Here is a 26,898-nt window from a genome sequence, read left to right on the forward strand (position 1 = left end):
CTTATTTTGCGCCTTTTTCTAACGCTACGATTTCTTTCTGTAAATGCGATGATAGCGTGCGACAGGTAGCCTCTAATTCTTGAGCGAAGAAATTATCGCCTGTGGCTTGTAACGAAGCATCTGCCACGGTTCCTACGATTTCGATGAAGAAACGTTTCATGTCTAAGACTTCCATATCTTTCGTCCAAAGTGGTAAAGTCAACGTCCCTTTATGATAGGGATCCCAAGTAGCCACTAAAATGGCTTTTGTTTCCTCGATGCCTTCGTTCGGATTATCGGTAGCAGACCAAGAGATTTGCTCTGGGATATTTTGGTCGTCTAATTGTATTTTAAAATTGATTTCAGAATGTTTCATGGATGTAAAATTAATCGTATTTTCGTATAAATTAAGGAAAATTAATGGTTAAGGCTGAAATTATTACCATTGGGGATGAGATATTATACGGGCAAATCCTGGATACCAATACGCAGTGGATCAGTCTTGAATTGGATAAATTAGGGATCAAAACCGTACGGAAATCATCTGTAGGTGATCAAAAATCAGAAATACTTCAGATTCTTGCCGAAGCTGCACAGCGTGCGGATGTTGTCTTCATTACGGGAGGCCTAGGTCCTACTAAAGATGATTTAACTAAAAAGATCCTCGCGGAGTATTTCGACTGTGAGTTAGCTATGCATTCAGAAGCCTTGCAAGACGTTACTGAATTCTTTGCCAAACGTGGTCGGGAATTATCAGCGATTAATCGGGATCAGGCTCTTTTGCCTACTAAAGCTGAATTTGTACGCAATAGTCAAGGTACGGCACCCGGCATGTGGTTTAATGAGAAAGGTGTCATCTGGGTTTCCATGCCTGGTGTTCCTTATGAGATGAAAAATATCATGGAGCAGGAAGTGCTTCCTCGATTAGTTACACATTTCCATATGCCCGTTATCTACCACAAGGTCATAAAGACGGTCGGGATAGGTGAATCTTATTTGTCGGAATTAATAGAGAGCTGGGAATTGCAATTACCAGCACATATCAAATTAGCCTATTTACCTTCCATGGGGATTGTTAAGTTGCGTTTAACGGCTTTGGGGGATGATTTAAGCCGTTTGCAAGAGGAGGTTGAAGTGGAGTTGCAAAAGGTGAATCCATTAATCCAATCGTATATTTTTGGTTATGAAAAGGATGAGCTGGCTGAGGTAGTAGGACGATTATTAATCGATCAAAAAGCCACTTTGTCTATAGCTGAAAGTTGCACTGGAGGACATTTAGCTCATCAGTTTACGCAGAATCCAGGAAGTTCTGCCTATTTCGTGGGAGGAATTCTTTCCTATGCGAACCAAGTCAAAATAGATCAATTGGGTGTTTCATCGGAGATATTAGCTTCTGATGGTGCAGTGTCAGAAGCGTGTATCCAAGCGATGGCGCAAGGTGTGCAAAAAAAAATGGGTACCACCTATGCGTTAGCGACCTCTGGCATTGCTGGACCAGACGGGGGAACCGAAGATAAACCGGTAGGGACGGTTTGGGTTGCTTTGGCACATCCTACAGGAGTAATCACCCGGAAATTAACATTAGGTGGAACGCGCATGCAAAACATTTACCTAAGTTCATTGGCTTGTGTAAATTTGCTCCGTAAATATTTATTAAACGATTTAAGCTAATTCTATGGCTATTATAGAGGTAATCATGCCCAAAATGGGCGAAAGCATCATGGAGGCAACTGTTTTGAATTGGTTAAAGCAGCCGGGAGATTATGTGGAAGCGGATGATTTCATTCTAGAAGTGGCCACGGATAAGATTGATACGGAGGTTCCATCGCCCGTAGCAGGATATTTACAGAAGATTTTAGTACCTGTGGGTTCTGTCGCGACGATTGGAAAGGCTATTTGTGTGATTGATGCGGTGGAAAGTGGCTCTACATCAACGGCTGGCACTTTTTCTATGGATGAGTCAATTAGTTCGTTAATTGATTTAAGCCTGACTCCTACGGAATTAAGTACCGATAAATCGACTAATCCATGGATTTCGCCTTTGATTAAGCAGATCTGCCAGTCTGAGAATGTATCCCAAAGAGAATTAAACCAACTCCCCGGTTCAGGGTTAGATGGTCGTATCACAAAGAAAGATGTGTTGAACTACATCGCTGTTCGAAATTCGAAGCGTATGATTTCATCCGGAACCTTGAGTCAAGGAGCTGGAATGCGTTTGCCTGGTGACGAAGTGATCGAAATGGATCGCATGCGGAAGATGATTTCTGAGCGTATGCTTGATTCTAAACGCATAGCACCCCACGTTACCTCTTTCTTAGAAGCTGACGTGACCAATATGGTTAATTGGCGTGCTAAAGTGAAGCAAGATTTTCAAGACAAATACAAGGAAGCCTTAACTTTCACTCCACTCCTATTTAAAGCCACTGCGGACGCCTTGAAAGATTTTCCAGGTATGCTTATCTCGGTAGAAGGAAATTACATCGTTCAACATGCTCAAATTAACATCGGTATGGCGGTTGCCTTGCCTAATGGTAATTTAATTGTCCCTGTTATTCACGAAGTGGATAAAATGACCTTAGCTGAATTAACGCAAAAGGTGAATGATTTATCTGCAAGAGCAAGAGCGAATAAGTTGAAGCCTGCTGATTTAGAAGGTGGAACTTTTACGATTTCTAACATTGGTGGATTTGGCAATTTAATGGGTACGCCTATTATTGTGCAGCCCCAAGTAGGTATTTTAGCCTTTGGGGTGATAGAAAAGAAGCCTGCCGTCATAACAAACGACAAGGGTGAAGATGTCATCGCGATTCGTCAGAAGATGTTCATATCCCATTCGTATGACCACCGAGTGGTGGATGGTTCGCTAGGTGGAGGATTCGTGAAGCGGGTGTCGGATTACTTGGAGAAGTTTAGTGCAGATTCAGCGATATAAAAAAAAGAGCCTCAATCGAGGCTCTTTTCGTTTAAAACAAATACGTCTTAGAATTTAGCATCTTCCGGTTTTACATTCGGACGAATAATTTTTAGCAACGTCAAAAATTTAATCATTGGATAAGTTGGATCAAACTCAAACCATTTCGTAGCGAAGTTTACACGGTTTGGTAGTTTGTGGTGGTTGTTTTGGAACAACTCACCCATCATCACTACGTCAAAGATTAACGAGTTCTTCGAGTGATCGTGGTTATCGTAGTTTTGGTAGCCATATTTATGTCCTGACCAGTTTACGATAGCGCCGTGTACAGGTCCCATCAAAAAGTGAACCGGTAATAAAAAGAAAAAGGCCCAGTGCATATCGAAATAAACAAATCCAACGATGTATAAAGAGGCGTAAGCCACTCCCCAACCTAATCGCGAGATCCAAGAATCACCGATTTTTTCAATTGTTTTAGATACAGGGTAATCATGCTCAAAACGTTCTTCCACCTTTTGCTCTCTGTTTAAAACGGCATTATAGATGTTTTTCGTCTTCCACATCATCGTAAATACGTTGCTCGAGAACATCGGAGAGTGTGGATCTTTTTTTGTATCAGAAAATGCGTGGTGCATTCTGTGTAAAATCGCGTAAGCACGAGGGCTTAAAAAGGATGAACCTTGCGATAAATAAGTCAAGAAATAAAAGAATTTTTCCCAAAACTTGCTCATCAAAAACATCTTGTGAGCAGAGTAACGGTGAAGGAAAAATGTTTGGCTGAACAAAGAAACATACCAATGTATGAAGAAAGCCGGTAGTACTAATTGCATAATAGAATTGAGATTATAATGATTCAACAAAGTTACGAAGCAAATGTTTCTTTTTTAACTTGTCTTTACGTTAAATAACTGATTTTAGTCAGAATTGAGTATATGTAAGCTGTGACAAACCGCTATTCCAGCCGTCTCTGTACGTAAAATGGACTTGCCTAGACTAAAAGGTTTCCATTGATTATTTTGCAATACATCAGATTCTTCAGTTGTAAAGTCTCCCTCTGGGCCTACGATTGCGTGGTATTCTTTATTTTTTGAGGCTGTTTTCATTAACACAGCAACCGGCGGGTTCGAAATAAAGGCAAATAATTTTTCTCCTCCCTCCTTAGCAGCAATTTCCTTAAACGTATGTAAGCCCGTAATTTCAGGCAAATACAAGTTCTTTGATTGCTTCAAAGCTGAAATCGCTGTCTTCTCCAAACGCTGGAGTTTGATCTCTTTTCTTTCCGAATTCTTTGAAGCAAAGAAGTGTATCCCATGTATGCCAAATTCTCCACATTTTTCCACCATCCATTCCATTCTCTCCATTTGTTTCGTGGGAGCGACATATAGATGAATCGTGTAAGCTGGTGCCGGTTCAGATTCGATCAATTCTAATGGGCCGAAAGCTACTTTTTTCCCCTCTACAGCAGTTATATTCGAAGAGAATTTAGATCCTCGACCATCTAACAAGTGAATAGTCTCTCCTACTCTTAAACGCAATACCCGTATAGCATGAAAGGATTCCTCTTCAGATAAATAAGAGGAATCCTTTGCATTAGGAGCGTAAAATACGGCTATACTCATGTGTTATTCGTCTTCATCCTCATCCTCATCGTCAGAGTTAAAGGTATAAAGTGATGGATCAAGGCTTAGCGTGTTGCCATTAAAGTCTTGAACGAATTGGGATAACATCTCATCATCTAAAGCGGGAACATACAAGGCGGTTTCAATACTAACCCCATATTCGAATTCTGGATCGATCTCGATATATTCCGCTACTTTAATTTCTTCGTTTTCCTCTAGGTCTTCAATCACCTCTAGGATTAACATTTCTACCTCCTCGTCTAATTCTTCGTTCGGTTCATAATTCTCATCGCGGTTCTCTAAAGGAACATACAATGGATATTGCTGAATGATTTCTCTTTCAGCTGCTTCGTATAATAAGCTGGAGTAGTGTAATTGCAGGGTACAAACAATCGCATCATAAATGACTTCTTGTTTCTCGTATTGACCCACAAATTGGATGTGAACCATTTCTCGCTCATTTCCAGAAGGCAATTCCTCATCCAAAATATAGACAAAAGAACGATTTTCTGCTTCACATTGCTTTTTTAAGGCTGCAATTTCTGCCGGGTCAAAGCCTGGGTTTGTGTTAGTTGACATCTGGGTTTATTTGATTAACAATAGTTCACGGTATTTTGGTAATGGCCACTCATCATCGTCGATGATTAATTCTAATTTATCGACGCTGTAGCGAATCTCTTCGAAAAAGCCTTTCACCTTCGTGCTGTATAAAACAGCTCTCTCTTCTAAATCTTCAATGTTATTAGCCTCTTTACGTGCCTCAGTCATGCCATTTTGTAAACGCACGATGGAAGAGGTATACTCTGAGATTTTTTTGATCATTTCGATCGTAGGCGCATAGTATTGAGGATCGATGCCTATTTCTTTTTGGCCCTTTACGTTCTCTACTAATTGCGTTTGGTACTTCAAGGAAGTTGAAACGATGTGGTTAATCGCCATATCACCGATTACACGGGATTCGATTTGAATCTTCTTCACATAGTTCTCTAATTCGATCTCGTGACGAGCATGCATCTCTTCTTTTGAATAGATACCATGTTTTGTGAATAATTCGATCGATTCAGGGCGTGCGTATACGGCTAATGCCTCTGGTGTTGTCTTTAAATTAGACAAACCACGACGAGCCGCTTCCTCTACCCATTCGTCTGAATAACCATTTCCCTCGAAACGGATATTTTTCGACTCTTTCACGTAGCGCTTTAAGACCTCCATGATGGCTAATTCTTTCTTTACTCCTTTCTCCAATACCTCTTCCACCTCCTTGCGGAATTTGATGAGTTGGTCAGCTACAATGGTGTTTAATACAGTCATTGGAGCCGCAGAGTTAGCAGAGGATCCTACCGCTCGGAATTCGAATTTATTACCTGTAAAGGCAAATGGAGACGTTCTGTTGCGATCCGTATTATCTAAGATCAACGATGGAATCTTATTGATACCTAATTTAAGGTAGACATTGTCTCCTTTTTCTAATTGAATTTCGTCTAGGCCATCCATGTTTTCCATGTCGTCCAAAACTTGGCTCATCGTACTCCCTAAGAAAGCAGAAACGATGGCTGGAGGAGCTTCATTAGCTCCTAAACGGTGCTCATTACCAGCAGAGGCGATAGATGCACGCAGTAAATCCGCGCGGTCATGTACCGCTTTCAATGTATTGACAAAGAATGTCAAGAAGCGCAAATTCTCTTTAGGCTTCGATGACGGCGCTAATAAGTTAATGCCTGTGTCTGTAGCTAAAGCCCAGTTATTGTGCTTTCCAGATCCGTTAATACCTGCAAATGGTTTCTCGTGGAATAGGACTTTAAATTTATGTTTAGACGCGACTTTGGACATCAAATCCATCAATAAAGCATTGTGGTCGCAGGCTAAGTTCGCTTCCTCGAAGGTAGGCGCTACTTCAAACTGAGCTGGAGCCACCTCATTGTGACGCGTTCTCACTGGCATACCTAATTTAAGTGCCTCGATTTCGAAGTCTACCATGAAGGCATTCACACGATTTGGAATAGATCCAAAATAATGATCTTCTAATTGCTGTCCTTTCGCGGGAGCATGTCCAAATACCGTACGTCCTGCCATCACTAGATCCGGACGTGCATTAAATAAGGCTTCGTCTACTACGAAATACTCTTGCTCCGCTCCTAATGTCGGGATCACTTTGCTGACATCACGGTTAAAGAACTCCTTAATAACAGCTGTAGCCGCTTTATCCACTAATTCAATGGATTTTAGCAATGGCGTTTTATAGTCTAAAGCTTCTCCTGTATAGGAAACGAAGACGGATGGAATACATAAAGTGGCAGTTCCAGCCGCATTTTCCATGATAAAAGCTGGCGATGATGGATCCCAACCCGTATACCCGCGTGCTTCAAAAGTAGAACGGATTCCACCATTAGGAAACGAGGATGCATCCGGTTCTTGTTGAACGAGAGCAGATCCTTTGAACTTCTCTACTGCTTTTCCATTGCTTAAATCAATGTCAAAGAAGGAATCGTGTTTCTCTGCGGTGGTACCTGTTAAAGGTTGAAACCAGTGCGTATAGTGAGTGGCTCCTTTCGATATAGCCCAAGATTTCATGGCTGCAGCTACTTCATCTGCCGCATCGCGATCAATCTTAGATCCTGTTTGGATAGCGGTATTTATCTTTAAATATGCTTCTGGTGATAATAGAGAACGCATCACCTCATCACTGAAGGTCATGCTTCCATAATAGTCCGAAACTTTTTCTGTAGGAAGCTTTACTGGAGTTCCTGTGCGGGATTGAGCTAACTCAAGAGCCTTAAATCTAGTGATTGCCATATGAAGATTTTAATTCTTAGGTAAAAATAGCGAATTGTGATGGGATAAAAAATGCCAAAATTTGAAAAGTAGGATTGAATTTTCCGTTTTTAATTTGGATTTTTTGAGTTTTTGCAAAATACTCGATTGTTTTTACAGGTTTTTTTGACTCAAACTATTGTTTTTCCTAAAAAGAGGTATATTTTTGCTATACGAATTCCTAAAAAAGTATTTTTGTTTCAAAATCAAGTTTAAAAATCATGGCTAAATCAAAATTAGAGTACATTTGGTTGGATGGCTACAAGCCAACACAAAGTTTACGTTCTAAGACTAAAATTGAGAACAATTTTAGCGGCAAATTAGAAGACCTAGATATGTGGTCTTTCGATGGTTCTTCTACTCAGCAAGCTGAAGGTGGTTCTTCTGATTGTTTATTGAAGCCAGTCTATGTTTGCCCAGATCCAGCACGCCGTGATGGTTATTTAGTAATGTGTGAAGTATTAAACGCAGACGGAACTCCGCATGAGTCTAATGGTCGTGCTACGATTGATGATGATGATAACGATTTCTGGTTCGGTTTTGAGCAAGAGTATTTCCTTTGGGATCCAGAAACAAACAAGCCTTTAGGTTTCCCAGCAAATGGGTATCCAGCACCACAAGGGCCTTACTACTGTTCAGTAGGCGCAAACAACGCGTATGGTCGTGAGATTATTGAAGAGCACATGGACTTGTGTATTGACGCAGGTTTAAATATTGAAGGTATTAATGCTGAGGTAGCAGCTGGACAATGGGAATTCCAAATGTTCGCAAAAGGTGCTAAGCAAGCAGGTGATGAAATCTGGTTAGGTCGTTATATTTTAGAGCGTTTAGGCGAGAAGTATGGTGTTTCGATCAACTGGCACTGCAAGCCTCTAGGTGAATTAGATTGGAACGGTTCAGGAATGCACGCGAACTTCTCTAACACCGTATTGCGTACAGCAGGAAATAAAGAAGCATACGATAAAATTTGTCAATCATTCGCTCCATTTGTGAAAGAACACATCGAGGTGTACGGTGCTGACAACCACATGCGTTTAACAGGTAAGCACGAGACAGCTTCGATTCACGATTTCTCTTATGGAATCTCTGATCGTGGTGCATCGATTCGTATCCCTATCGCAGCAGTAGAAAAAGGATGGAAAGGTTGGTTAGAAGACCGTCGTCCGAACTCAGCGGCAGATCCATATAAAGTGGCTGCTCGTATTATCAAGACGGTTAAAACAGCCAAATTATAATACATTTATTAAGCATTTATATACTTTTATAGACAAGATGGCGGGTTTTCCCGCCATTTTTGTTTTACCTTTGCATCCTGATTTCAGGTATGAAAAAAGTCGCTTTTTACACTCTTGGTTGCAAATTGAATTTTGCCGAATCCAGCTCCATCGCTCGATCTCTCGAACCGATGGGTTTTGTGCGCGCAGAGTTTCAAGATCAACCCGATTTGTTTGTCATCAATACCTGTAGTGTAACGGAACAGGCGGACAAGAAGTGTAAAAAAGTGGTAAGAGAGGCGAAGAAGGTTAATCCGAATTCGACCGTTGTTATCATTGGCTGTTATGCCCAATTGAAACCAGAAGAAATTTCGGCTATTCCAGGGGTTGATTTAGTGTTAGGTGCGAATGAGAAGTTTCAATTGCCTACCTTGCTTCCCCCCTATTTGAATCGTGAATCAGCGGATTTACCTAAGTTAATTGCCTCAGAGATCCGCTACGATCTCGATTACCATGCGTCCTATTCTGTGAATGATCGCACGCGTACTTTCTTGAAGGTACAGGATGGTTGCGATTATCCTTGTTCTTATTGTACGATTCCTTTGGCTCGTGGCCAGTCGCGTTCTGATACGGTGGAGAAAGTATTGGGTTTGATTGAGGAGATTGCTGCCAAAGGTGTCAAGGAAATTGTCTTGACCGGAGTAAATATTGGGGATTTTGGCATTCAAAACGGAAAGCGTGTAGAAACATTCTTTCAGCTCGTTCAAGCGATTGAAGAGAAGTCAACTATTGAGCGTTTCCGCATCTCCTCTATCGAGCCTAATTTGCTTACTTCGGAGTTGATTGTCTTTTTAGGTTCATCCATTAAGTTTGTTCCTCATTTCCATATACCCTTGCAATCTGGATCGAATGCGGTTTTACGTCTAATGAAACGTCGCTATCAGCGAGAATTATATGTAGATCGCGTAACGGCCATTAAAGAAGTGATGCCCAATGCGTGTATCGGTGTCGATGTGATCGTGGGCCATCCAGGAGAAACGCCTGAATTATTTTTAGAGACTTATGAGTTTTTGAATGGTTTGGATATTTCCTATTTACATGTTTTCCCCTATTCTGAGCGCCCTAATACCTATGCGGTGGATATCAAACCTAAAGTGGATGGGATGCAAAAAGCGGAGCGTTCGAAGATGTTACATATCTTATCTGATAAAAAGCGTCGTGCTTTTTATGAATCCCAATCCGGTTTAAAAGGTCAAGTTTTGTTCGAGGAATCGGCTACGCCTGGCACGATGGAAGGTTTTTCTGAAAACTATGTTCGCGTAGTCGTACCTTTTGATCCCTTGCAAATTAATACCGTTCAACAAGTTCGCTATAAGTCGCTGAATGAGGCGGGTGAGATGTTGGGGGTGGTGTTAGAGCATTAGTCCGGAGGAATTTAGTCCGAAGTCCGGAGGGGAAATCACATCTTCATTTATTTATTGCACACACTTTTCCTTCGGACTTATTCCCTGCGGACTGTTGTCGCAGACAACTAAAAACAAAAAAGTCGGAAACCATAGGCCTCCGACTTTTTGATTGAAACAAAACCACAAGAACCATTACTTGCGGCTTTGCTGTTGTTGAATTACTCAGCTAACGACTCATCGTGTTGTGAGATATCCAAACCTAATCTTTCTTCTTCCTCGTTTACACGTAACGGAATGATTTTGTCTGTAATCACTAATAAGATATAAGAAGCGCCAAATGCAAAAGCAGAAACGATGGCTAAGGCTAATAAGTGCTTTAAGAATAAGGTAGTCTCTCCGTAGAATAAACCTTGTTCCAAAACAGCTGCATTAACAGCTTTGGTAGCGAAGATACCCGTCATTAACATACCTACCATACCACCTAAACCGTGGCAAGGGAAAACGTCTAATGTATCATCTAAGTTAGAAGATGCTCTCCAGTGTGCAGCAATGTTAGAAACAATCGCAGCAACTACACCGATAAAGATCGCTACGGGAACTGTTACGAAACCAGATGCTGGCGTAATCGCAACTAAACCTACTACTGCACCGATACAGAAACCTAGGGCAGAAACTTTCTTGCCACGAGTTACATCAAATAAGATCCAAGATAAACCTGCAGCCGCAGCTGCTACGTGAGTAGTTGCGAAAGCGGTAACAGCTAAACCGTTAGCTCCTACTGCAGAACCAGCATTGAAACCAAACCATCCGAACCATAATAAACCTGTTCCTAATAAAACGTAAGGAATGTTAGCTGGAGGCAAGATGTTAGACTCGATGTGAGACTTACGACGACGTAAGTATAATGCACCTGCTAAAGCTGCCCAACCTGCTGACATGTGAACAACAGTTCCACCAGCAAAATCCAATACACCTAAGTTAAATAAGAAACCATCTGGGTGCCATGTCCAGTGTGCTAATGGAGCATATACAATGATACAGAAAAGAACCATGAATAGAACAAACGCACGGAAATTAATACGCTCAGCTAACGCACCAGAGATTAACGCTGGAGTGATAACGGCAAACTTCATTTGGAAAAATGCGAATAAGGCAAATGGAATAGTGAATTTCAATTGATCAGAGGATCCTAAAGATAATTTGTGATCAAATACGCCATTGAACATAAAGAATGTTCTAGGGTCACCGATCCAGCCACCTAAAGAGTCACCGAATGCTAAAGAGAAGCCGAAAACGATCCAAATCACGGAGATAACTCCCATTGCGATGAACGATTGTAGCATCGTAGAGATCACGTTTTTGTGATTAACCATTCCACCGTAGAAATAAGCTAATCCAGGTGTCATTAATAAAACTAAGCCAGAGGCTACAATCATCCAGGCAGTATCACCTGTGTCTAATCCTTCCGTAGGCATAGCACCAGGAACAGAAGTTGTGAATAATGCAAGCACGGCTACCGCTAATAAAACTAATAACGGGATCCAGGTTGGTTTTTGTGTCGTCATGTTTTTAAATGTTAAGGGTGGATATAATTAAAACTTATAGATGAAGTGCAAGCCTAAAGTTGTTTGTGATTTTTGATCTTTACCATCACCATCTACGAATTGAGCTGTTTTGTAAGAGTCAGTACGTAATTCTGGTTTGATTAATAAATGTCCTTCTGCAGCTGTGAATGTAGCTGTTAATGTCAAAGAGCTAACATCTGTTCCTGATCCATCTGCTGCGCGTAAAGCACGGGCACCAGCAGTATTATCGAAAACTTCGTAACGACCACCTAAGCTGAATTTATCAGTGAATGCATAGTTAGAGTAAAGAGCAACGCCACCCCATGTTTTGCTATCGCCTACGTTTCCACCGCCTTGGAAATCACCTGTTTGTGATCCGTAAGCTGCGTTAAGTCCTAATAGGTATTTAGGTGTGATTTGGTAAGATGTTGTTAAGTCTAACAAGTTGTAGCTACCTGAATCATCTTTTCCAGTAGATAAGGGAGCTGATTCGTTCGAGCTGATACCATTTACATACACATTCCAACCCGCTGCTGGAGAAGTGAATACTTGGTAGATAAATCCTTTAGACGCGTTGTTGTCATTTAAATTATCCACATTGTTGACCAATCCAACCATGGCAGAAAATTTGTCAGAGAATGCGTAATTCGCTTTAGCACCAATATGATAGAACGGTCCATTATTGAAGAGGTTAGAAAGTGAATAGTTGTAGTTGATTGGAGCGTCGATTACTTCGTATCCGATGTGTGTTCCAAATTGACCAACAGTTAATGTTAGTTTATCGCTTGCTTTCCAATTAAAGTAGGCTTGTTTGATGGCCAAAGCAGTGGAAGCTTTCCCTGCTCCTAAAGGTCCTATCACGTTACCGTATTGACCGAGGTCAGCGTTAGGTCCGAATGTTAAGTCAACTACTACATCTGCAGATTTTGTTGCATAACCGAATTTCGTTTGAACAAGTCCTAACGAGAATTGACTTGATTTCTGGTCGAAAGCTCTTTCGTATCCAGATGCACCTAAGTTACTTCTGTTAGTCGGGCTATTGAAATTCATCATATAGTATGAATCAATGTAACCTGAAAAAGTGAACTTCGGAGCTTCCGCTTCTTTTTCTTGGGAAAATCCACAAAATGCTGTTGCGGCAAAAATGGCTGTTAGGATCGATTTTTTCATGTGGGCTGTTGTTTAAAAGTAAAAAATGCTTGATTACGATTCAAAGATGGAGCCTTAAATTGTACTTTCCAAATATTTGCAACAAAATTTCAACCTATTTTTCGTCTTTTTACAAAAAAATAGGAAAAAGTGGTTAAGAATTAAACCTGTTTTTGTTGATTTTGCAAAAATGAAAATAAAATGAAGTAAAAATGAAACATGGTTATTTGCTTCTTGGAAAAATATAAAATCAGTAAAGAGTCGCTTGTCTGGAGTCGATTGTCTTTTTTAAAGAATAAAGCACAAAGCACAAAGAATAAAGTTGGAATCGCCTGCGGCGATGGTCTTCAGAAATGTATGGACATAAAAAATGGGGCCGAAGCCCCATCCTTATTTATACTTTATGCTCTATGCTCTATAATCTAAATTAAAAGCGAAGCTTTTAATTATTCCGCATGCAACCACGCCTTCTTCGCTAGTAAAGTCTCATTATCTTCTTCGCGATCTGGATCCGGTACGCAGCAATCTACTGGGCAAACCGCAGCACATTGTGGTTCCTCGTGAAAACCAGTACATTCTGTACATTTATCAGGAACAATATAATAGAATTCTTCAGAAACAGGCTCTACGGGTGTTTTAGCATCCATCGATGAACCGTCTTCTAGTTCAATTTCTGTTAAAGCAGTACCGCCGGCCCAAGTCCATTCTACACCACCTTCATAAATTGCTGTGTTAGGGCATTCTGGTTCACAAGCCCCACAGTTAATACATTCGTCTGTTATGATAATTGCCATACCAATGTTTTTGTTTGATTGTGCAATTTACGAACATAAATTTGAATAGTATATAATTTATATGGACTAATGGAAAAAATTTCGACCTTTGCAGGGTAAAATCTATACAATTATGCCAAAGGATTCCTTTTTGCAGCTTATTTCTTTCTTAAAAGCTTTTTTTACCGATGAATCGAATCGAGAAAAAATAGAACTATTTATAGATAGATCCGTAAATGAGAATCCTTGGTTCTCAGAAACCTTAGTTCGCCATGCGATGCAGTCGATTGAAGAGCAATTCTTTTCTGTGCAGGCTTGGGAGGAATTTTACGTAAAACATCCTATTCAAGTGGCTGAATCGAAGAATGTGGGAATTGTTTTGGCGGGTAATTTACCGGCTGTGGGTTTGCATGATGTTTTAATGGTATTAGCTTCAGGGCATCATGCTTCTTTGAAATTGAGTTCACAAGACAAGGCCTTGATGCAACTTTATGTGCTGGCAATGCAGTCATTTGATGCAGCGGTTCCTGTTAGCATAATTGAGCGTTTACAAGGTATGGCTGCGGTCATTGCGACTGGAAGTGATTTCTCAGGAGGTTATTTTGCTCATTATTTCTCCACGATTCCGCATATTATTCGGAAGAACCGTAGCTCATTAGCCGTTTTAAAGGGGAATGAGACGCAGGAAGATTTCAAGGGTTTGGCGCAGGATATTTTTACCTATTATGGTTTAGGCTGCAGGAACGTTTCTACGATTGCAGTTCCAGCGTCTTATGATTTAACTCCTTTATTCGATGAATTAACCAAGGAGACATGGGTATTAGATCATTCGAAGTATTCCAATAACTTTCAATACCACCGTACGTTATTCTTATTGAACCAGATTCCGCATTTTGATTTAGGGAATCTATTAGTGACGGAGAATGATGATTTCGTTTCACCAGTGGGTGTTTTATACGTGCATCGTTACTTAGATGAAGCTTTCTTGCAAACCTGGATACAGGAGCGCGCGGAAAAGATTCAATGTAAGGTTGGTTTAGAGATTGGTTTTGGCCAAAGTCAACACCCAGCTCTCGATGATTTCGCAGATGGAATCGATACTTATGATTTCTTGATTAACCTTTCATAGGCTTTAAATAGCCCCCACGCCCCTATTCCGCCCACTAAAGCTCCTGCGATTACATCGAGCGGATAATGGGCGCCTAAATAGATTCTACTATAGGAAATAATCGATGCCCATAGAATCAGGGCTGTACCAGCAAACTTATTCTTCGTCAACAAATAAAAACCAACGGCAATTGCAAAGGAATTGGCAGCATGCGAAGAACAAAAACCAAATTGCCCACCACAGCCTGCCGGCAAATGAATCCACGATTGAAATGACTCGACGTGACAGGGTCTTAGACGTTTGAAAAGGGGTTTCAGTAGACTGGAGCTGAATTGATCGGCGAAAACCACGGTTGAAACTAAATAGATTATAGATTTCCAGCATTCCGTTTTATATCGCTTATATAGAAAGTATATCAGTATCCCATAGAGTGGAATCCACGTCAATTTACCTGAAATTATTTCCATCGGTCCGTCTAACCAAGGCTGGTGAGCCTCGTTTATCAACTGAAATAAATGGGCATCCCAAGTAGGAAACATAGTTTAGAATTTAAATTCTGCCCGAATACGAGCGATGGTGGCTTCAGCGATAGGTTGTACTTTCTTTTCGCCTATCGCTAATTTCTCCTCGATAATCTCCGGATGTGCGATGAAATAGTCGAATTTCTCTCTCGCCTCTTTGAAATAACCTAACATCAATTCGTGTAAGGCCTGTTTCGCATGTCCATACCCATAACCGCCTGCTTCGTAATTCGCGCGCATTTCTGCTACTTGAGCTGGTGATGCCATTAATTGGTATAGTTTGAACGTAATATCGTTATCTGGATTTTTAGGTTCTTCTAATGGAGTGGTGTCTGTGACAATCTTTTTGATCTGCTTCAATAAATCCTTTTCAGGCAAGAAGATATCAATGTAATTGTTCAATGATTTGCTCATCTTAGCGCCGTCTAGGCCCGGAATGGTCATTACCTCTTCACTAATGCGTGCTTCTGGCAAGACGAAAATATCTTTGTTATAGCGCTTGTTAACAGAATTCGCGATGTCGCGGGTCATTTCGATGTGCTGTCTTTGGTCCTTACCTACGGGGATAATTCGTGCATCATATAATACGATATCTGCCGCCTGTAAAACGGGATAGGTAAATAAGCCAGCGTTTACATCGGATAATTTATCCGATTTGTCCTTAAAGCTGTGTGCATTCGCCAGCATGGGAAAAGGCGTAAAGCAATTCAAATACCACATTAATTCGGTGTGGTAAGCGGCTAATTTAGACTGGCGGTAGAAGTAATTTTTCTCCGTATCAAAGCCAAAAGCCAGCCAAGCTGCCGCAATCGACAAGGTATTACTGCGGATACTTTCGCCGTCCTTTAAGGAAGTTAAGGTGTGTAAGTCTGCAATAAATAAAAAGGAATCATTGCCAGGTTGCTTTGAAAGTTCAACCGCTGGCATAATTGCCCCTAAAATATTACCCAAATGGGGCTTTCCTGAGGCCTGAATGCCCGTTAAGATCCGCATAGCTTGTCTAAATAATTTATGCAAAAATCAATAAAATAGACCATAACTCCAAGCGATTTGTGCTTGGGCATTCGAGCTAAATTTGCTAAATTCGTTTTTGCAAATTCACCCTTTATTTGATGTCCCTCTCTCCTAGCCTGTTGGCCTTTTTGCGTGACCTCCGTGTAAACAACACGCGCGAATGGTTTGCGGAAAACAAAGCGGTATATGAACAAGAGAAGAAAGGATTTGACGCCTGGACGACTGAGTTGATTTCAGAGTTTGCTGATTTTGAGAATATGGATGGTGTTTTGCTGAAGCATTGCTCCTACCGAATTTACCGGGATGTGCGCTTTTCTAAAAACAAGGATCCCTATAAGTCCTATTTTTCGGCTAGCTTTTCAGAAGGTGGTCGTAAATCGGGTTTGATGGACTATTATGTGCATATTGAACCCAATGGTGCCTCCTTTCTAGGTGGAGGTATGTATTCTCCTACGCCAGAACAATTAGCAGCTTTCCGCCAAGAGATAGATTATAACGCGGCAGGATTACGTAAGATCATTCAGGACCCCAAATTTGTTTCCGTTTTTGGAGAGGAAGTGGGTGAAAGTTTAGTGCGAATCCCTAAGGGATTTGAGGCAGATCATCCAGACGCTGAATTGTTAAAGAAGAAACAATTGTTTTTTTGGAAAAAATACACGGATAAAGAGCTTTGTTCTCCTGGTTTTACCAAACAATTGATTTCGGATGCTAAGGTATTAAAGCCCTTTTTGGACTTCTTAAATGCCGTATTTTTTGAAAAAGAACCTTTTATAAAAGAATAAACCCCTATGCAATTTTCGCATTTGCACAACCATTCCCAGTTTTCCCTATTAGATGGTGCGTCTAAGATTTCGTCTATGTTCAAAAAGGCGAAAGCGGATAATATGCCCGCTGTAGCGATTACGGATCACGGGAATATGTTTGGTGTATTTCAATTTGTGGCGGAAGCGGGAAAGCAAGGGGTGAAACCGATTGTGGGATGTGAGTTTTATCTAGTGAATGATCGCCACAAGCAAGTTTTTACGAAAGAGTTAAAGGATAAGCGCTATCACCAATTGTTCTTAGCGAAGAACCCGGAGGGCTATCAGAATTTGGTCAAATTATGTTCTTTAGGCTTCATGGAGGGAATGTATTCCAAATACCCTCGGATTGATAAGGAACTTGTTTTAAAATACCACAAAGGCCTAATCGCTACGACTTGTTGTCTGGGGGCTTCTGTTCCTCAGGCTATTTTACGGGATGGTGAAGAAGCGGCAGAGAAAGAGTTTAAGTGGTGGTTGGATTTGTTCGGCGAAGATTATTACATCGAAGTACAAAATCACTTCATTCCGGAGCAGCAGACTGTGAATGAAGTCTTGTTGCGTTTTGCGAAGAAGTATAATGTCAAGGTGATTGCATCGAATGATAGCCATTATTTGGACCAAAAAGATGCCAACGCACACGATATTCTCTTGTGTATTAATACCGGAGAAAAGCAGGCTACTCCTACTTACAAGGATATTGAAGGTGATTTTGATATGAAAGGAAAGCGCTTTGCTTTCTATAATGACCAGTTTTACTTCAAGACGACCGAGGAAATGACCAAACTTTGGTCGCATGTTCCTGAGGCGATTGACAACACGAATGAGATCGTAGGGAAAGTGGAGACACTGAAACTCACGAAAGACGTGATGTTGCCTAATTTCCAAATCCCGTCTACTTTTCTTAGTCAGGATGATTACTTGGAGCACATCACGATGGAAGGCGCGAAAAAGCGTTACATCGATATTGACCAGGTGGTGGAAGAGCGTTTGCGCTTTGAGTTGCACACGATTCGGACGATGGGTTTTGCTGGTTACTTCTTAATTGTAGCCGATTTTATTAGTGCTGGACGTGATTTAGGCGTTTATGTGGGTCCAGGTCGTGGGTCCGCGGCGGGTTCAGTGGTGGCCTATTGTTTAGGAATCACAAATATTGACCCGATTAAGTACAATCTCCTTTTTGAGCGTTTCTTGAATCCAGATCGTAAGTCCTTACCTGATATTGATACGGACTTTGATGATGAGGGCCGCCAAAAAGTCATCGACTACGTCGTAGATAAATACGGTAAAAACCAAGTGGCGCATATCGCGACCTATGGTACGATGGCTGCGAAAATGTCCATTAAGGACGTTTCCCGCGTTCTAGACCTCCCCTTGCAGGAATCCAATGCCTTAGCGAAACTGGTTCCGGAGAAACCGAAAATTACACTAGACCGTATTTTTAATGCGGCTTTGACCGGAGATAAGAGTTTAGCCGATAAGGAAGGCCTTAATCCAGAAGAATTAGAACAGGTAAAGGAATTACGTCGCATCAAGGAATCCGGGGGATTACCTGCGACTGTTATTGAGAATGCGCTGATTTTAGAGGGTTCTGTTCGTGGAACGGGTATTCACGCGGCGGGTATCATCATTGCACCATCTGATTTAACGGATATTTTGCCGGTGGCTACATCGAAAGATGTGAGTCTCTTGATTACGCAATACGACGGTTCTGTGATTGAGAATGCGGGGGTAATTAAGATGGACTTTTTGGGATTAAAAACGCTCTCCATCTTGAAAGAGGCCGTTCGCTTAATCAAGCAAAACCACAATGAGACGATCATTTTGGATGATCTTCCTTTGGACGATAAAACAACCTACGAATTATACCAAAGAGCCGAAACGAACGGTACTTTCCAATTTGAATCCCCTGGGATGCAGAAACACTTGCGTGATCTGAAGCCCGATCAATTCTCGGATTTGATTGCGATGAATGCCTTGTTCCGTCCAGGTCCGATGGTCTATATTCCGAATTACATTGCCCGTAAACACGGTCGCGAGAAGATTGAATACGATTTGCCAGAAATGGAGGAGTATTTGAGCGATACATACGGTATTACGGTGTATCAAGAGCAAGTAATGCTTCTCTCCCAAAAGCTCGCGAATTTCACGAAGGGTGACGCCGATGTACTTCGTAAGGCCATGGGTAAAAAAGACAAAGCCACCATCGACAAGATGAAGGGTAAGTTCATGGAAGGCGGAGCGGCGAATAATCACCCCGTGGACAAGTTGGATAAGATTTGGACGGACTGGGAAGCGTTTGCTCAATATGCCTTTAACAAATCTCACTCAACTTGCTATGGTTTAGTGGCTTACCAAACAGGTTACCTGAAAGCAAACTACCCACCAGAGTTTATGGCGGCGGTACTTTCGAACTCCTTAGGCAACATTGAGAAGATTACTTTCTTCATGGATGAGTGCAAGCGGATGGGCTTATCTTTATTAGTTCCGGATGTAAATGAATCCTCTCGCTCGTTTGCGGTGAATAAGAAAGGCCAAATCCGTTTCGGACTAGGTGCGATCAAAGGAGTGGGTGATGCGGCAGTCGATGCGATTGTGGAAGAACGTCAGAAAAATGGCGAATACAAGGATATTTTTGACTTCGTTTCTCGAATCAATGTACGTCAGGTAAACAAGAAGAGTTTAGAATCGCTTGCACTTGCTGGGGCATTTGATTGTTTTACTGAAGTGGCTCGATCTCATTATTTTGCTATCGATTCACAGGATAATACGAATTTTATTGAGAAAATTGTTCGCTATTCGTCCCGTATGGCAGAATTAAAGGCAGAAGCTACTGCTTCCCTTTTTGGTGAATTAGGAGCTGGAACAGGTAATGACATCGCTCAACCTAAGATTCCTACTGCTGAGCCTTGGTCTGTAATGGAGCAATTGAAGAATGAGAAAGAAGTGGTAGGCGTTTATATTTCAGGCCATCCTTTGGACGAATACAAGACTGAGATTGCTAATTTCTGCAATTCAAATACGGGCCAATTGGAAACACGTCCGAATGCTGCACAAACCTTTGCAGGAATTGTTACCAAGGTCAATGTACGAACATCCGCAAACGGAAATCAGTTTATGATATTTACGATTGAGGATTATGCCGGAAATTATGAATTTGCGTTATTTTCGAAAGACTATATTCAATTTGAGCGTTTTATTGCACTAGATCGTTTGTTATTCATTAATGGTTCTTATCAACAGAAGAATCGCCACATGGAACAAATGGTTTTTAAGATTCAATCCATTGAATTATTGTCTGAAATTTTATCGGATCGAACAAAAGAGATTAAATTGCGTTTAGATTTATATCGCTTAACTCCCGCATTATTGGATTTATTGCAAGAGACGTTAGAGCGAAATAAAGGCGATAAGAAGTTGACTTTAGAGGTGTATGATGAGCAGGAGAAAATAGGGATGGACTTTTTATCGCGTAAAATGCAGGTTTCCATTACGAAAAATTTGATTTCTGAATTGAAAGAGCTTGAAAATGTAGGCTTTAAGTTAATTTCGTAAAAAATTTATTCCGGGAACTAATTGTTCTGCCGGTTTTGTTTTAATTTTGAATTTTATAAAATATATCAAATAATGGGAAAATACGTAGAGGCAACAGATGCTAATTTTCAAGAGTTAATCGGCACTGATACACCAGTTTTAGTAGATTTTTGGGCAGAGTGGTGTGGCCCTTGTAAAATGATCGGACCAATCGTGGAAGAATTAGCGGGAGATGTAGAAGGTCAAGCGATTGTAGCCAAAATGAATGTAGATCAAAATTCAGCGGTACCTGCTTCGTTAGGTATTCGTTCAATTCCTACTTTAATGGTATTTAAAAAAGGTGAAATGGTAGAACGCTTAGTGGGTGGAAATATCCCTAAGTCGGTTTTAGCTGAAACTTTATTAAAGCACGCTTAATAATTTAAGCGAATAGACTTTATCCATAGCCTGTAACAAGATGTTGCAGGCTATTTTTATTTCCTCTTCTGTAATGGTCAAAGGCGGCGCAATGCGTAGTGAATTATCGCAAAATAAGAACCAATCGGTGATTAGGCCATTCAGAATACATTCGTCTATCACGGCTTTCACGGTCTTAAAGTCCTGCATCTCCACCGCTAGCATAAACCCAATTCCCCGTACTTCATGAATGATGGGATGTTTCAATAAGCTTTTGAATAGATTGCTTTTTGTTGGAATCTGATCCATTAAACATTCATCTATGATGTAATTCAACGTCGCTAATGATGCCGCGCAAGAAACAGGATGACCACCGAATGTGGTGATATGACCTAAAATAGGTTCAAAGCTTAGCGTTTTCATCAGAGTTTCGTTCGCTAAAAACGCACCTATCGGCATTCCTCCCCCCATTCCTTTCGCTGTTAGGAGAATATCAGGTAGGATATTCATAGGCTGAAAAGCCCAGAAAGTACCTGTACGGCCAAAACCCGATTGGATTTCATCCACCATTAGTAGAGTCCCTGTTTCGTCACAACGCTTTCGTAATGCTTGAAAATAAGCTGCTGATGCCGTTTTAACGCCGGCTTCCCCTGCTACGATTTCGATAACTACTGCCGCTGTTTTATCGGTTATTTTTGTTAAGTCTTCTATAGATCCGTGGTGGATATGCCGAATATCCGGTAACAAAGGACGAAAAGCATTCTTGAAGTTCTCATCACCTGCCATGGATAAAGCCCCCTGGCTGGCTCCATGGTAAGCGTTAAAACAAGAAATGAATTCAGTTCTACCTGTGTAGCGTTTCGCCAACTTCATTGCGCCCTCTACTGCCTCAGTTCCCGAATTAGTAAAATAGACTTGATTTAGGTGTTCGCTCCCAGTGGATTTGACTAATGCTTCAGCTAGTTGCACTTGAGGACTTTGGATATATTCCCCATACACCATCAGGTGCATGTAGGCATCCACTTGATCTTTTATAGCTTTTACGACTGCAGGATTTCGGTGTCCTACATTAGATACGGCAATTCCAGAAATCAAATCCATATATGATTTCCCCTTGGCATCGTACATATACACGCCTTCAGCCTTTTTTATTTCTAAGGCCAAAGGTGCATCCGATGTGGGCGCCATAAATTTTTGGAAAAGCTGTCGATGCGTGAATCCCATAGCTCACAAAATTACGTTAATTCTTGTTAAGTGCTCGCCGTTCGTCAAATTATTCATTTCAATTAGCCTCTTTCCCGTACTTTTGTTTTATGAAACCACTATTACTCTTTTTATGTACGTGTATTGGCGTTCAGGCTCAGACACTAAGCGGCACTATACGCTCAAACAAGGGCGAATTGATGCCGTTTTCGTCGATTTGGGTGACTGATCTAAACAAAGGAACCCTCGCTAATGAGGAGGGAAAATACGCCATTCAATTATCCAAAGGTGAACATGAAGTAGTTTTTCGATTTTTAGGACACACTCCTAAAGTACATAAAGTTTCTATAACGGGGGATTTAACTCTTGATGTGGCGCTTACTGAAGAGGCCATAACACTGCAAGATGTCAATGTAGGAGGTTTAAAGGAAGATCCAGCCATCGGTATGATGCGCCGAATGATCTCCATGGCTCCATTTCACCTGAAAGAAATTGATAGTTTCAAGGCCAAAGGCTATGTCAAAGGAGCAGGTAAAATTACCTCTATTTCTAAGGTGATGAATGCGCTTGTGGGTAAGAAGATGGAAAAAGAAGCGGGTATTAAAGTGGGCTCTACTTATGTATTAGAGGGAATTAATCAAATTACTTTTACACGACCTAATAAGATTGATGAGAAAGTTTTGTCGAATCGGAACAATCTTCCAGCTGTTTTGAAAAACTCCGGAGCGCCTAACTTACGTATAACACAAACGAATTTTTATTTACCTAAAGTGTGGGGATCCTTGATATCCCCTATTTCACCATCGGCTTTTTCCTTTTATAAATTCGCTTATTTGGGAAGTTTTCAGTTGAATGGTCAAACTGTTTCGAAGATTCAGGTAAAGCCTAAATCAACTTCAGATGATTTGTTTGAGGGTACTCTTTCTATTGTAGAAGATACCTGGAGTATCTATTCTTTCAGTTTAGCTTTCCGTAATTCTCAAGGTTATTACACATTTCAGCAGCAGAATGCCTTGTTTCAAGGTGTTTGGATGCCTGTTAATTATGATGTGAATGTCAATTTTGATGCGATGGGCTTTGGTGCAACATTTCGGTATATCACCCAGGTGAAAGAATATTCGATTAAAGTTAATCCTTCTTTTGTAGTGAAGCCTACAATTATTGAAGAGCGCTTGCATAAGGATTGGGCCAAAGAAATCAATAAAGAAAAAATCGCCTCCCCTAAGTTAGCTTTGGGTAAAGAATTGACTCGAAAAAAATTAAAGAAAGTCCTTAAAGAAATAGATAAACAAGAGGAAAAACAGGAGTTTAGTTCGGATTACACCATTTCGGTTGATTCATCTGCCGCGATTAAAAAAGAGGAATATTGGGAGGCTGAACGTCAAGTTCCATTGACGGATGCCGAGGTTAGGGGATATAAAGAAGCTGATAGTCTTTCGATACAAGACGAGAAAAAGCGCTTAAAGGATTCAATTAATGCTTTACCGCGATTCCGCTATGGAGACATTTGGGCGGGGCGCGTTTACAATTATGGTCAAAAAGGCCTTGGTGCCAGATTAACACTTAGTGGTTTTCAATCTGGATATAATGCTGTAGATGGTTATACGTTAGGTCGAGGAGTTGACTACCGTTATACCTACAAATTGTCAGATTATTGGGGAACAGGATTTGATGTTCGGTATGCTTTTTCCAGAAAAGCGTGGAATGGATCTGCCTATTTAGAACGTAATTGGGATGAAAATCGTCAGAACTTGAATCTTTCTGGCGGTTCTGCAATTCAACAGATTAACTCAACTGACCCCGTTCCTACTATTGTAAACCTCTATTATGCCCTATTCTTATCGCAGAATTATTTGAAGCTATACCAAAAGGATTTCATCAAAGCTTCCTATGGTGTCCAAATGAGTTCTAAGTGGAATTTGAATACTGTATTGGAACTCCGGTCTCGTACTAGTTTAGAAAATCACGAGGATAATGGATTATTCTTCAAGGAACGTCGTTTTGAATCCAACGGCATTCCTTTTGCTACTAGTAAGCAAGTGTATGGCTCGATCCTAGTTAGATATCAACCTTTCGCCACTTGGAGAAGATATAATGGATCTCGTAGATTGTCTAATGAGGTGGGTCCTACTATTACAGGTGCTTATGAACAGGCTTTTGGAGATAATTCTTACAACAAAGTATCCCTACAGTTTTATCAATCCATTTCATTAGCTAACTGGGGTGAACTTAATTACCGAATCACGGCTGCTCATTTCATTAATAAGCCTTCTTTACTAGTAGATTATCAACATTTTAAGGGGAATGAAGTTAATATATCTACTGGAGGTTCTAGTTTTTTAGCACTTCCTTATTATGCCCTATCTAACTCTGGAGATCATTTTAAGGCATTTGTGACGTGGGAGCCAAGAAAATTTGTGTTAACCCAAAATGCTTTCCTTTCTCTGTATGGACTCAAGGAAAAAGTGGGCTACTCCTATCTTCAGACTGCTGTTAATTCTCAAGTTATTCATTACCAAGAGTTTAGTTATGGGCTAACAGGTATCGGTAAAATTTTAGGTCTAGATTTAGTCTATCCGGTAGGAAATGTGGTGCCTGAAAAATGGAAAGTTCTAGTCAGATTGCCTTTCTAATTGTTTATTTGCACACATTTACCTAAATTGTGCTAAATTTTTTTGGAATAATCTAAATCAACCTTTATGAATCAAATTGTTTACTTAGTTCCTGCTTTTGGTTTAGTAGGATTGCTGTACACAGCGTGGAAGTTTAACTGGGTATCTAAACAAGATGCCGGTAATGAAAAAATGCAAGAGTTGGCTGGTTATATCGCAGATGGTGCGATTGCCTTCTTAAAAGCAGAGTGGAAAATTTTAACCTATTTCGCGATTCCAACCGCTATTTTATTAGCTTGGTTAGGATCACAAGAGGGAACACCGGAAAATCCGATTCACTCCTCCCCTTTAATTGCTGTAGCTTTTTTAATCGGTGCAGTTTTCTCTGCTACCGCAGGTTATATCGGTATGATCGTGGCTACTAAAGCGAACGTTCGTACGGCAGAGGCGGCTAGAACTTCTTTGGCAAAAGCCTTATCTGTTTCTTTCACTGGTGGATCCGTGATGGGAATGGGTGTAGCAGGTTTAGCTATTTTAGGTCTAGGCGGTTTATTTATTGCTTTCTACCAAATCTTTGCTCAAGGCCAAGCTTTGACTTCAGTGGGGATGAAAACAGCAATCGAAGTATTAGCCGGTTTCTCTTTAGGAGCTGAGTCTATCGCTTTGTTTGCGCGTGTAGGTGGTGGTATCTATACGAAAGCAGCTGACGTAGGCGCTGACTTAGTGGGTAAAGTAGAAGCGGGTATTCCTGAAGACGATGTGCGTAACCCTGCCACTATCGCTGATAACGTAGGTGATAACGTAGGTGACGTTGCAGGTATGGGAGCTGACTTATTTGGTTCTTATGTAGCTACGATCTTAGCTACCATGGTTTTAGGCCAAGAAATCAACGTAACAGATAATTACAATGGTTTCTCTCCGGTTTTATTACCGATGTTAATTGCGGGTGTAGGTTTACTTGCTTCGTTAGTTTCGACTTTCTTTGTTCGTATCTCTAGCGAAACTTCATCCGTTCAAAATGCATTGAACGTAGGTAACTACACTTCTATCGCGATTACTTTTGTAACATCTTACTTCTTAGTGAAGAATATCTTACCAGCATATTTAACGCTACGTGGTACAACATTCACTTCAATGGATGTGTTTTATGCGATTATCGTCGGTTTAGTGGTAGGTACTTTAATGTCGATCATTACAGAATACTATACGGCTATGGGCAAGCGTCCTGTGGATTCTATCGTTCAAAAATCAGGTACTGGTCACGCAACGAACATCATTGGTGGTTTAGCAGTTGGTATGGAATCAACGGTCTTGCCTATATTAGTGTTAGCTGCTGGTATTATTGCTTCTTTTAAATTTGCAGGTATCTACGGAGTTTCTATTGCTGCTGCAGGTATGATGGCTACTACAGCGATGCAATTAGCCATCGATGCTTTCGGTCCTATCGCGGATAACGCGGGTGGTATTGCGGAGATGTCTCAATTGCCTAGCGAAGTACGTGATCGTACAGATAACTTAGATGCGGTAGGAAATACGACAGCTGCCACAGGTAAAGGTTTCGCGATTGCTTCTGCAGCTTTGACTTCATTAGCCCTGTTTGCTGCCTTTGTAGGTATTGCTGGTATCAGCCACATTGATATCTATAAAGCAGATGTTTTAGCTGGTTTATTTGTAGGTGGTATGATTCCATTCATCTTCTCCGCCTTATGTATCTCTGCAGTAGGTAAAGCAGCCATGGAAATGGTGAACGAAGTTCGTCGTCAATTCCGTGAGATTCCAGGTATCATGGAATACAAAGCGAAACCAGAATACGAGAAATGTGTAGCTATCTCTACAGAAGCTTCTATTCGCCAAATGATTCTTCCGGGTGCGATTGCCTTAATCGTTCCTGTTTTAGTAGGATTTACGATGGGACCAGAAGTTTTAGGAGGTCTATTAGCTGGTGTTACTGTTTCAGGTGTATTGATGGGTATTTTCCAATCAAATGCAGGTGGAGCTTGGGATAACGCTAAGAAATCATTTGAGAAAGGTGTGTTGATTGATGGTCAAACGTATAAGAAAGGTTCAGAGCCACACAAAGCTGCTGTAACGGGTGATACCGTGGGTGATCCATTTAAAGATACTTCAGGTCCATCTATGAATATTCTGATTAAATTGATGTCCATCGTTTCTTTGGTTATTGCACCTTACATTCACGTAGGAGATAATGATCACGCTTCTGTAAAGAAATTAGAGAAAGCTCCAATCGTAAAATCGATGGTGGCGAAGAAATAGTTTCCTATA

Annotated in this window: 21 protein-coding genes; 10 read left to right on the plus strand and 11 right to left on the minus strand. The window is 40.9% G+C overall.

The annotated features are described in order from the left end of the window. Position 1: 1 nt before the first annotated feature. Positions 2-355, minus strand: coding sequence for a gliding motility protein GldC (gene gldC / locus SKC37_RS03235; protein ID WP_130896605.1), 354 nt, complete (start codon positions 353-355; stop codon positions 2-4). Positions 356-399: 44 nt separating this feature from the next. On the opposite strand from gldC, the gene SKC37_RS03240 reads away from it, so the two are divergent. Both SKC37_RS03240 and SKC37_RS03245 read left to right on the plus strand, forming a co-directional pair. Next, positions 400-1,650 (plus strand): competence/damage-inducible protein A, encoded by a 1,251-nt coding sequence (locus SKC37_RS03240; RefSeq protein WP_377980082.1) that lies wholly within the window; start codon positions 400-402, stop codon positions 1,648-1,650. Positions 1,651-1,654: 4 nt separating this feature from the next. After that, positions 1,655-2,911, plus strand: a complete 1,257-nt coding sequence (locus SKC37_RS03245; protein ID WP_377980083.1) for a dihydrolipoamide acetyltransferase family protein — start codon at positions 1,655-1,657, stop codon at positions 2,909-2,911. Between the two features lie 47 nt (positions 2,912-2,958). Here SKC37_RS03245 and SKC37_RS03250 read toward each other — a convergent pair whose 3' ends face one another. The 4 genes from SKC37_RS03250 to SKC37_RS03265 form a co-directional block, all read right to left on the minus strand. Beyond that, positions 2,959-3,720 (minus strand): acyl-CoA desaturase, encoded by a 762-nt coding sequence (locus SKC37_RS03250; RefSeq protein WP_377980084.1) that lies wholly within the window; start codon positions 3,718-3,720, stop codon positions 2,959-2,961. An 84-nt stretch (positions 3,721-3,804) separates the two neighbouring features. Next, positions 3,805-4,509, minus strand: coding sequence for an RsmE family RNA methyltransferase (locus tag SKC37_RS03255; protein WP_377980085.1), 705 nt, complete (start codon positions 4,507-4,509; stop codon positions 3,805-3,807). A 3-nt stretch (positions 4,510-4,512) separates the two neighbouring features. Further along, complete coding sequence (locus SKC37_RS03260) at positions 4,513-5,088, minus strand: hypothetical protein (RefSeq protein WP_377980086.1); 576 nt, start codon at positions 5,086-5,088, stop codon at positions 4,513-4,515. Positions 5,089-5,094: 6 nt separating this feature from the next. Next, positions 5,095-7,302 (minus strand): glutamine synthetase III family protein, encoded by a 2,208-nt coding sequence (locus SKC37_RS03265; RefSeq protein WP_377980087.1) that lies wholly within the window; start codon positions 7,300-7,302, stop codon positions 5,095-5,097. Positions 7,303-7,541: 239 nt separating this feature from the next. Between SKC37_RS03265 and SKC37_RS03270 the strand changes: the two genes are divergently transcribed. After that, a complete protein-coding gene (locus SKC37_RS03270; protein WP_377980088.1) occupies positions 7,542-8,555 on the plus strand; it encodes a glutamine synthetase beta-grasp domain-containing protein in 1,014 nt (337 codons plus the stop codon). A gap of 89 nt (positions 8,556-8,644) precedes the next feature. Continuing rightward, positions 8,645-9,958: a tRNA (N(6)-L-threonylcarbamoyladenosine(37)-C(2))-methylthiotransferase MtaB gene (mtaB, locus tag SKC37_RS03275; RefSeq protein ID WP_377980089.1), complete on the plus strand. Its 1,314-nt coding sequence runs from the start codon at positions 8,645-8,647 to the stop codon at positions 9,956-9,958. A 200-nt stretch (positions 9,959-10,158) separates the two neighbouring features. Here mtaB and SKC37_RS03280 read toward each other — a convergent pair whose 3' ends face one another. The 3 genes from SKC37_RS03280 to SKC37_RS03290 form a co-directional block, all read right to left on the minus strand. Continuing rightward, positions 10,159-11,505, minus strand: a complete 1,347-nt coding sequence (locus tag SKC37_RS03280; RefSeq protein ID WP_377980090.1) for an ammonium transporter — start codon at positions 11,503-11,505, stop codon at positions 10,159-10,161. A 27-nt stretch (positions 11,506-11,532) separates the two neighbouring features. Beyond that, positions 11,533-12,675, minus strand: coding sequence for a porin (locus SKC37_RS03285; protein WP_377980091.1), 1,143 nt, complete (start codon positions 12,673-12,675; stop codon positions 11,533-11,535). A gap of 425 nt (positions 12,676-13,100) precedes the next feature. Then, entirely contained in the window at positions 13,101-13,448 is a 348-nt protein-coding gene (locus tag SKC37_RS03290) for a 4Fe-4S dicluster domain-containing protein (RefSeq protein ID WP_377980092.1), read from the minus strand. Between the two features lie 112 nt (positions 13,449-13,560). Here SKC37_RS03290 and SKC37_RS03295 point away from each other — a divergent pair, with 112 nt between their 5' ends. After that, entirely contained in the window at positions 13,561-14,556 is a 996-nt protein-coding gene (locus tag SKC37_RS03295) for an acyl-CoA reductase (RefSeq protein WP_377980093.1), read from the plus strand. Here SKC37_RS03295 and SKC37_RS03300 read toward each other — a convergent pair. Together SKC37_RS03300 and trpS are read right to left on the minus strand one after the other, a co-directional pair. Further along, the gene (locus SKC37_RS03300; protein ID WP_377980094.1) at positions 14,529-15,074 is read right to left on the minus strand and encodes a phosphatase PAP2 family protein; all 546 of its coding nucleotides are present in this window, start codon (positions 15,072-15,074) and stop codon (positions 14,529-14,531) included. The genes SKC37_RS03295 and SKC37_RS03300 overlap by 28 nt on opposite strands. Positions 15,075-15,077: 3 nt before the next feature. After that, positions 15,078-16,049, minus strand: coding sequence for a tryptophan--tRNA ligase (trpS, locus tag SKC37_RS03305; RefSeq protein ID WP_377980095.1), 972 nt, complete (start codon positions 16,047-16,049; stop codon positions 15,078-15,080). 119 nt (positions 16,050-16,168) lie between these two features. Between trpS and SKC37_RS03310 the strand changes: the two genes are divergently transcribed. From SKC37_RS03310 to trxA, 3 genes are all read left to right on the plus strand, one after another. Continuing rightward, positions 16,169-16,852, plus strand: coding sequence for a DUF2461 domain-containing protein (locus tag SKC37_RS03310; protein WP_377980096.1), 684 nt, complete (start codon positions 16,169-16,171; stop codon positions 16,850-16,852). A gap of 6 nt (positions 16,853-16,858) precedes the next feature. Further along, positions 16,859-20,425 carry a DNA polymerase III subunit alpha gene (gene dnaE / locus SKC37_RS03315; RefSeq protein WP_377980097.1) on the plus strand — a complete coding sequence of 1,189 codons (3,567 nt, stop codon included), beginning with the start codon at positions 16,859-16,861 and terminating at the stop codon, positions 20,423-20,425. Positions 20,426-20,497: 72 nt separating this feature from the next. Continuing rightward, the gene (gene trxA, locus SKC37_RS03320) at positions 20,498-20,821 is read left to right on the plus strand and encodes a thioredoxin (RefSeq protein WP_130896622.1); all 324 of its coding nucleotides are present in this window, start codon (positions 20,498-20,500) and stop codon (positions 20,819-20,821) included. On the opposite strand, the gene SKC37_RS03325 is transcribed toward trxA, so the two are convergent. Continuing rightward, a complete protein-coding gene (locus SKC37_RS03325) occupies positions 20,807-22,024 on the minus strand; it encodes an aspartate aminotransferase family protein (RefSeq protein WP_377980098.1) in 1,218 nt (405 codons plus the stop codon). The two genes, trxA and SKC37_RS03325, sit on opposite strands and share 15 nt — an antisense overlap. 89 nt (positions 22,025-22,113) lie before the next feature. Here SKC37_RS03325 and SKC37_RS03330 point away from each other — a divergent pair, with 89 nt between their 5' ends. Further along, positions 22,114-24,636: a DUF5686 and carboxypeptidase regulatory-like domain-containing protein gene (locus tag SKC37_RS03330; protein WP_377980099.1), complete on the plus strand. Its 2,523-nt coding sequence runs from the start codon at positions 22,114-22,116 to the stop codon at positions 24,634-24,636. A 66-nt stretch (positions 24,637-24,702) separates the two neighbouring features. Beyond that, a complete protein-coding gene (locus SKC37_RS03335; RefSeq protein ID WP_377980100.1) occupies positions 24,703-26,889 on the plus strand; it encodes a sodium-translocating pyrophosphatase in 2,187 nt (728 codons plus the stop codon). The last annotated feature ends 9 nt before the right edge of the window (positions 26,890-26,898 follow it).

It is taken from the genome of Aquirufa esocilacus (assembly GCF_042715595.1).
Classification (GTDB): Bacteria; Bacteroidota; Bacteroidia; order Cytophagales; family Spirosomataceae; genus Aquirufa; species Aquirufa esocilacus.

Coding starts and splice junctions, on each gene's coding strand:
- gldC (WP_130896605.1), bottom strand. CDS start 355: ATGAAACATTCTGAAATCAATTTTAAAATACAATTAGACGACCAAAAT.
- SKC37_RS03240 (WP_377980082.1), top strand. CDS start 400: ATGGTTAAGGCTGAAATTATTACCATTGGGGATGAGATATTATACGGG.
- SKC37_RS03245 (WP_377980083.1), top strand. CDS start 1,655: ATGGCTATTATAGAGGTAATCATGCCCAAAATGGGCGAAAGCATCATG.
- SKC37_RS03250 (WP_377980084.1), bottom strand. CDS start 3,720: ATGCAATTAGTACTACCGGCTTTCTTCATACATTGGTATGTTTCTTTG.
- SKC37_RS03255 (WP_377980085.1), bottom strand. CDS start 4,509: ATGAGTATAGCCGTATTTTACGCTCCTAATGCAAAGGATTCCTCTTAT.
- SKC37_RS03260 (WP_377980086.1), bottom strand. CDS start 5,088: ATGTCAACTAACACAAACCCAGGCTTTGACCCGGCAGAAATTGCAGCC.
- SKC37_RS03265 (WP_377980087.1), bottom strand. CDS start 7,302: ATGGCAATCACTAGATTTAAGGCTCTTGAGTTAGCTCAATCCCGCACA.
- SKC37_RS03270 (WP_377980088.1), top strand. CDS start 7,542: ATGGCTAAATCAAAATTAGAGTACATTTGGTTGGATGGCTACAAGCCA.
- mtaB (WP_377980089.1), top strand. CDS start 8,645: ATGAAAAAAGTCGCTTTTTACACTCTTGGTTGCAAATTGAATTTTGCC.
- SKC37_RS03280 (WP_377980090.1), bottom strand. CDS start 11,505: ATGACGACACAAAAACCAACCTGGATCCCGTTATTAGTTTTATTAGCG.
- SKC37_RS03285 (WP_377980091.1), bottom strand. CDS start 12,675: ATGAAAAAATCGATCCTAACAGCCATTTTTGCCGCAACAGCATTTTGT.
- SKC37_RS03290 (WP_377980092.1), bottom strand. CDS start 13,448: ATGGCAATTATCATAACAGACGAATGTATTAACTGTGGGGCTTGTGAA.
- SKC37_RS03295 (WP_377980093.1), top strand. CDS start 13,561: ATGCCAAAGGATTCCTTTTTGCAGCTTATTTCTTTCTTAAAAGCTTTT.
- SKC37_RS03300 (WP_377980094.1), bottom strand. CDS start 15,074: ATGTTTCCTACTTGGGATGCCCATTTATTTCAGTTGATAAACGAGGCT.
- trpS (WP_377980095.1), bottom strand. CDS start 16,049: ATGCGGATCTTAACGGGCATTCAGGCCTCAGGAAAGCCCCATTTGGGT.
- SKC37_RS03310 (WP_377980096.1), top strand. CDS start 16,169: ATGTCCCTCTCTCCTAGCCTGTTGGCCTTTTTGCGTGACCTCCGTGTA.
- dnaE (WP_377980097.1), top strand. CDS start 16,859: ATGCAATTTTCGCATTTGCACAACCATTCCCAGTTTTCCCTATTAGAT.
- trxA (WP_130896622.1), top strand. CDS start 20,498: ATGGGAAAATACGTAGAGGCAACAGATGCTAATTTTCAAGAGTTAATC.
- SKC37_RS03325 (WP_377980098.1), bottom strand. CDS start 22,024: ATGGGATTCACGCATCGACAGCTTTTCCAAAAATTTATGGCGCCCACA.
- SKC37_RS03330 (WP_377980099.1), top strand. CDS start 22,114: ATGAAACCACTATTACTCTTTTTATGTACGTGTATTGGCGTTCAGGCT.
- SKC37_RS03335 (WP_377980100.1), top strand. CDS start 24,703: ATGAATCAAATTGTTTACTTAGTTCCTGCTTTTGGTTTAGTAGGATTG.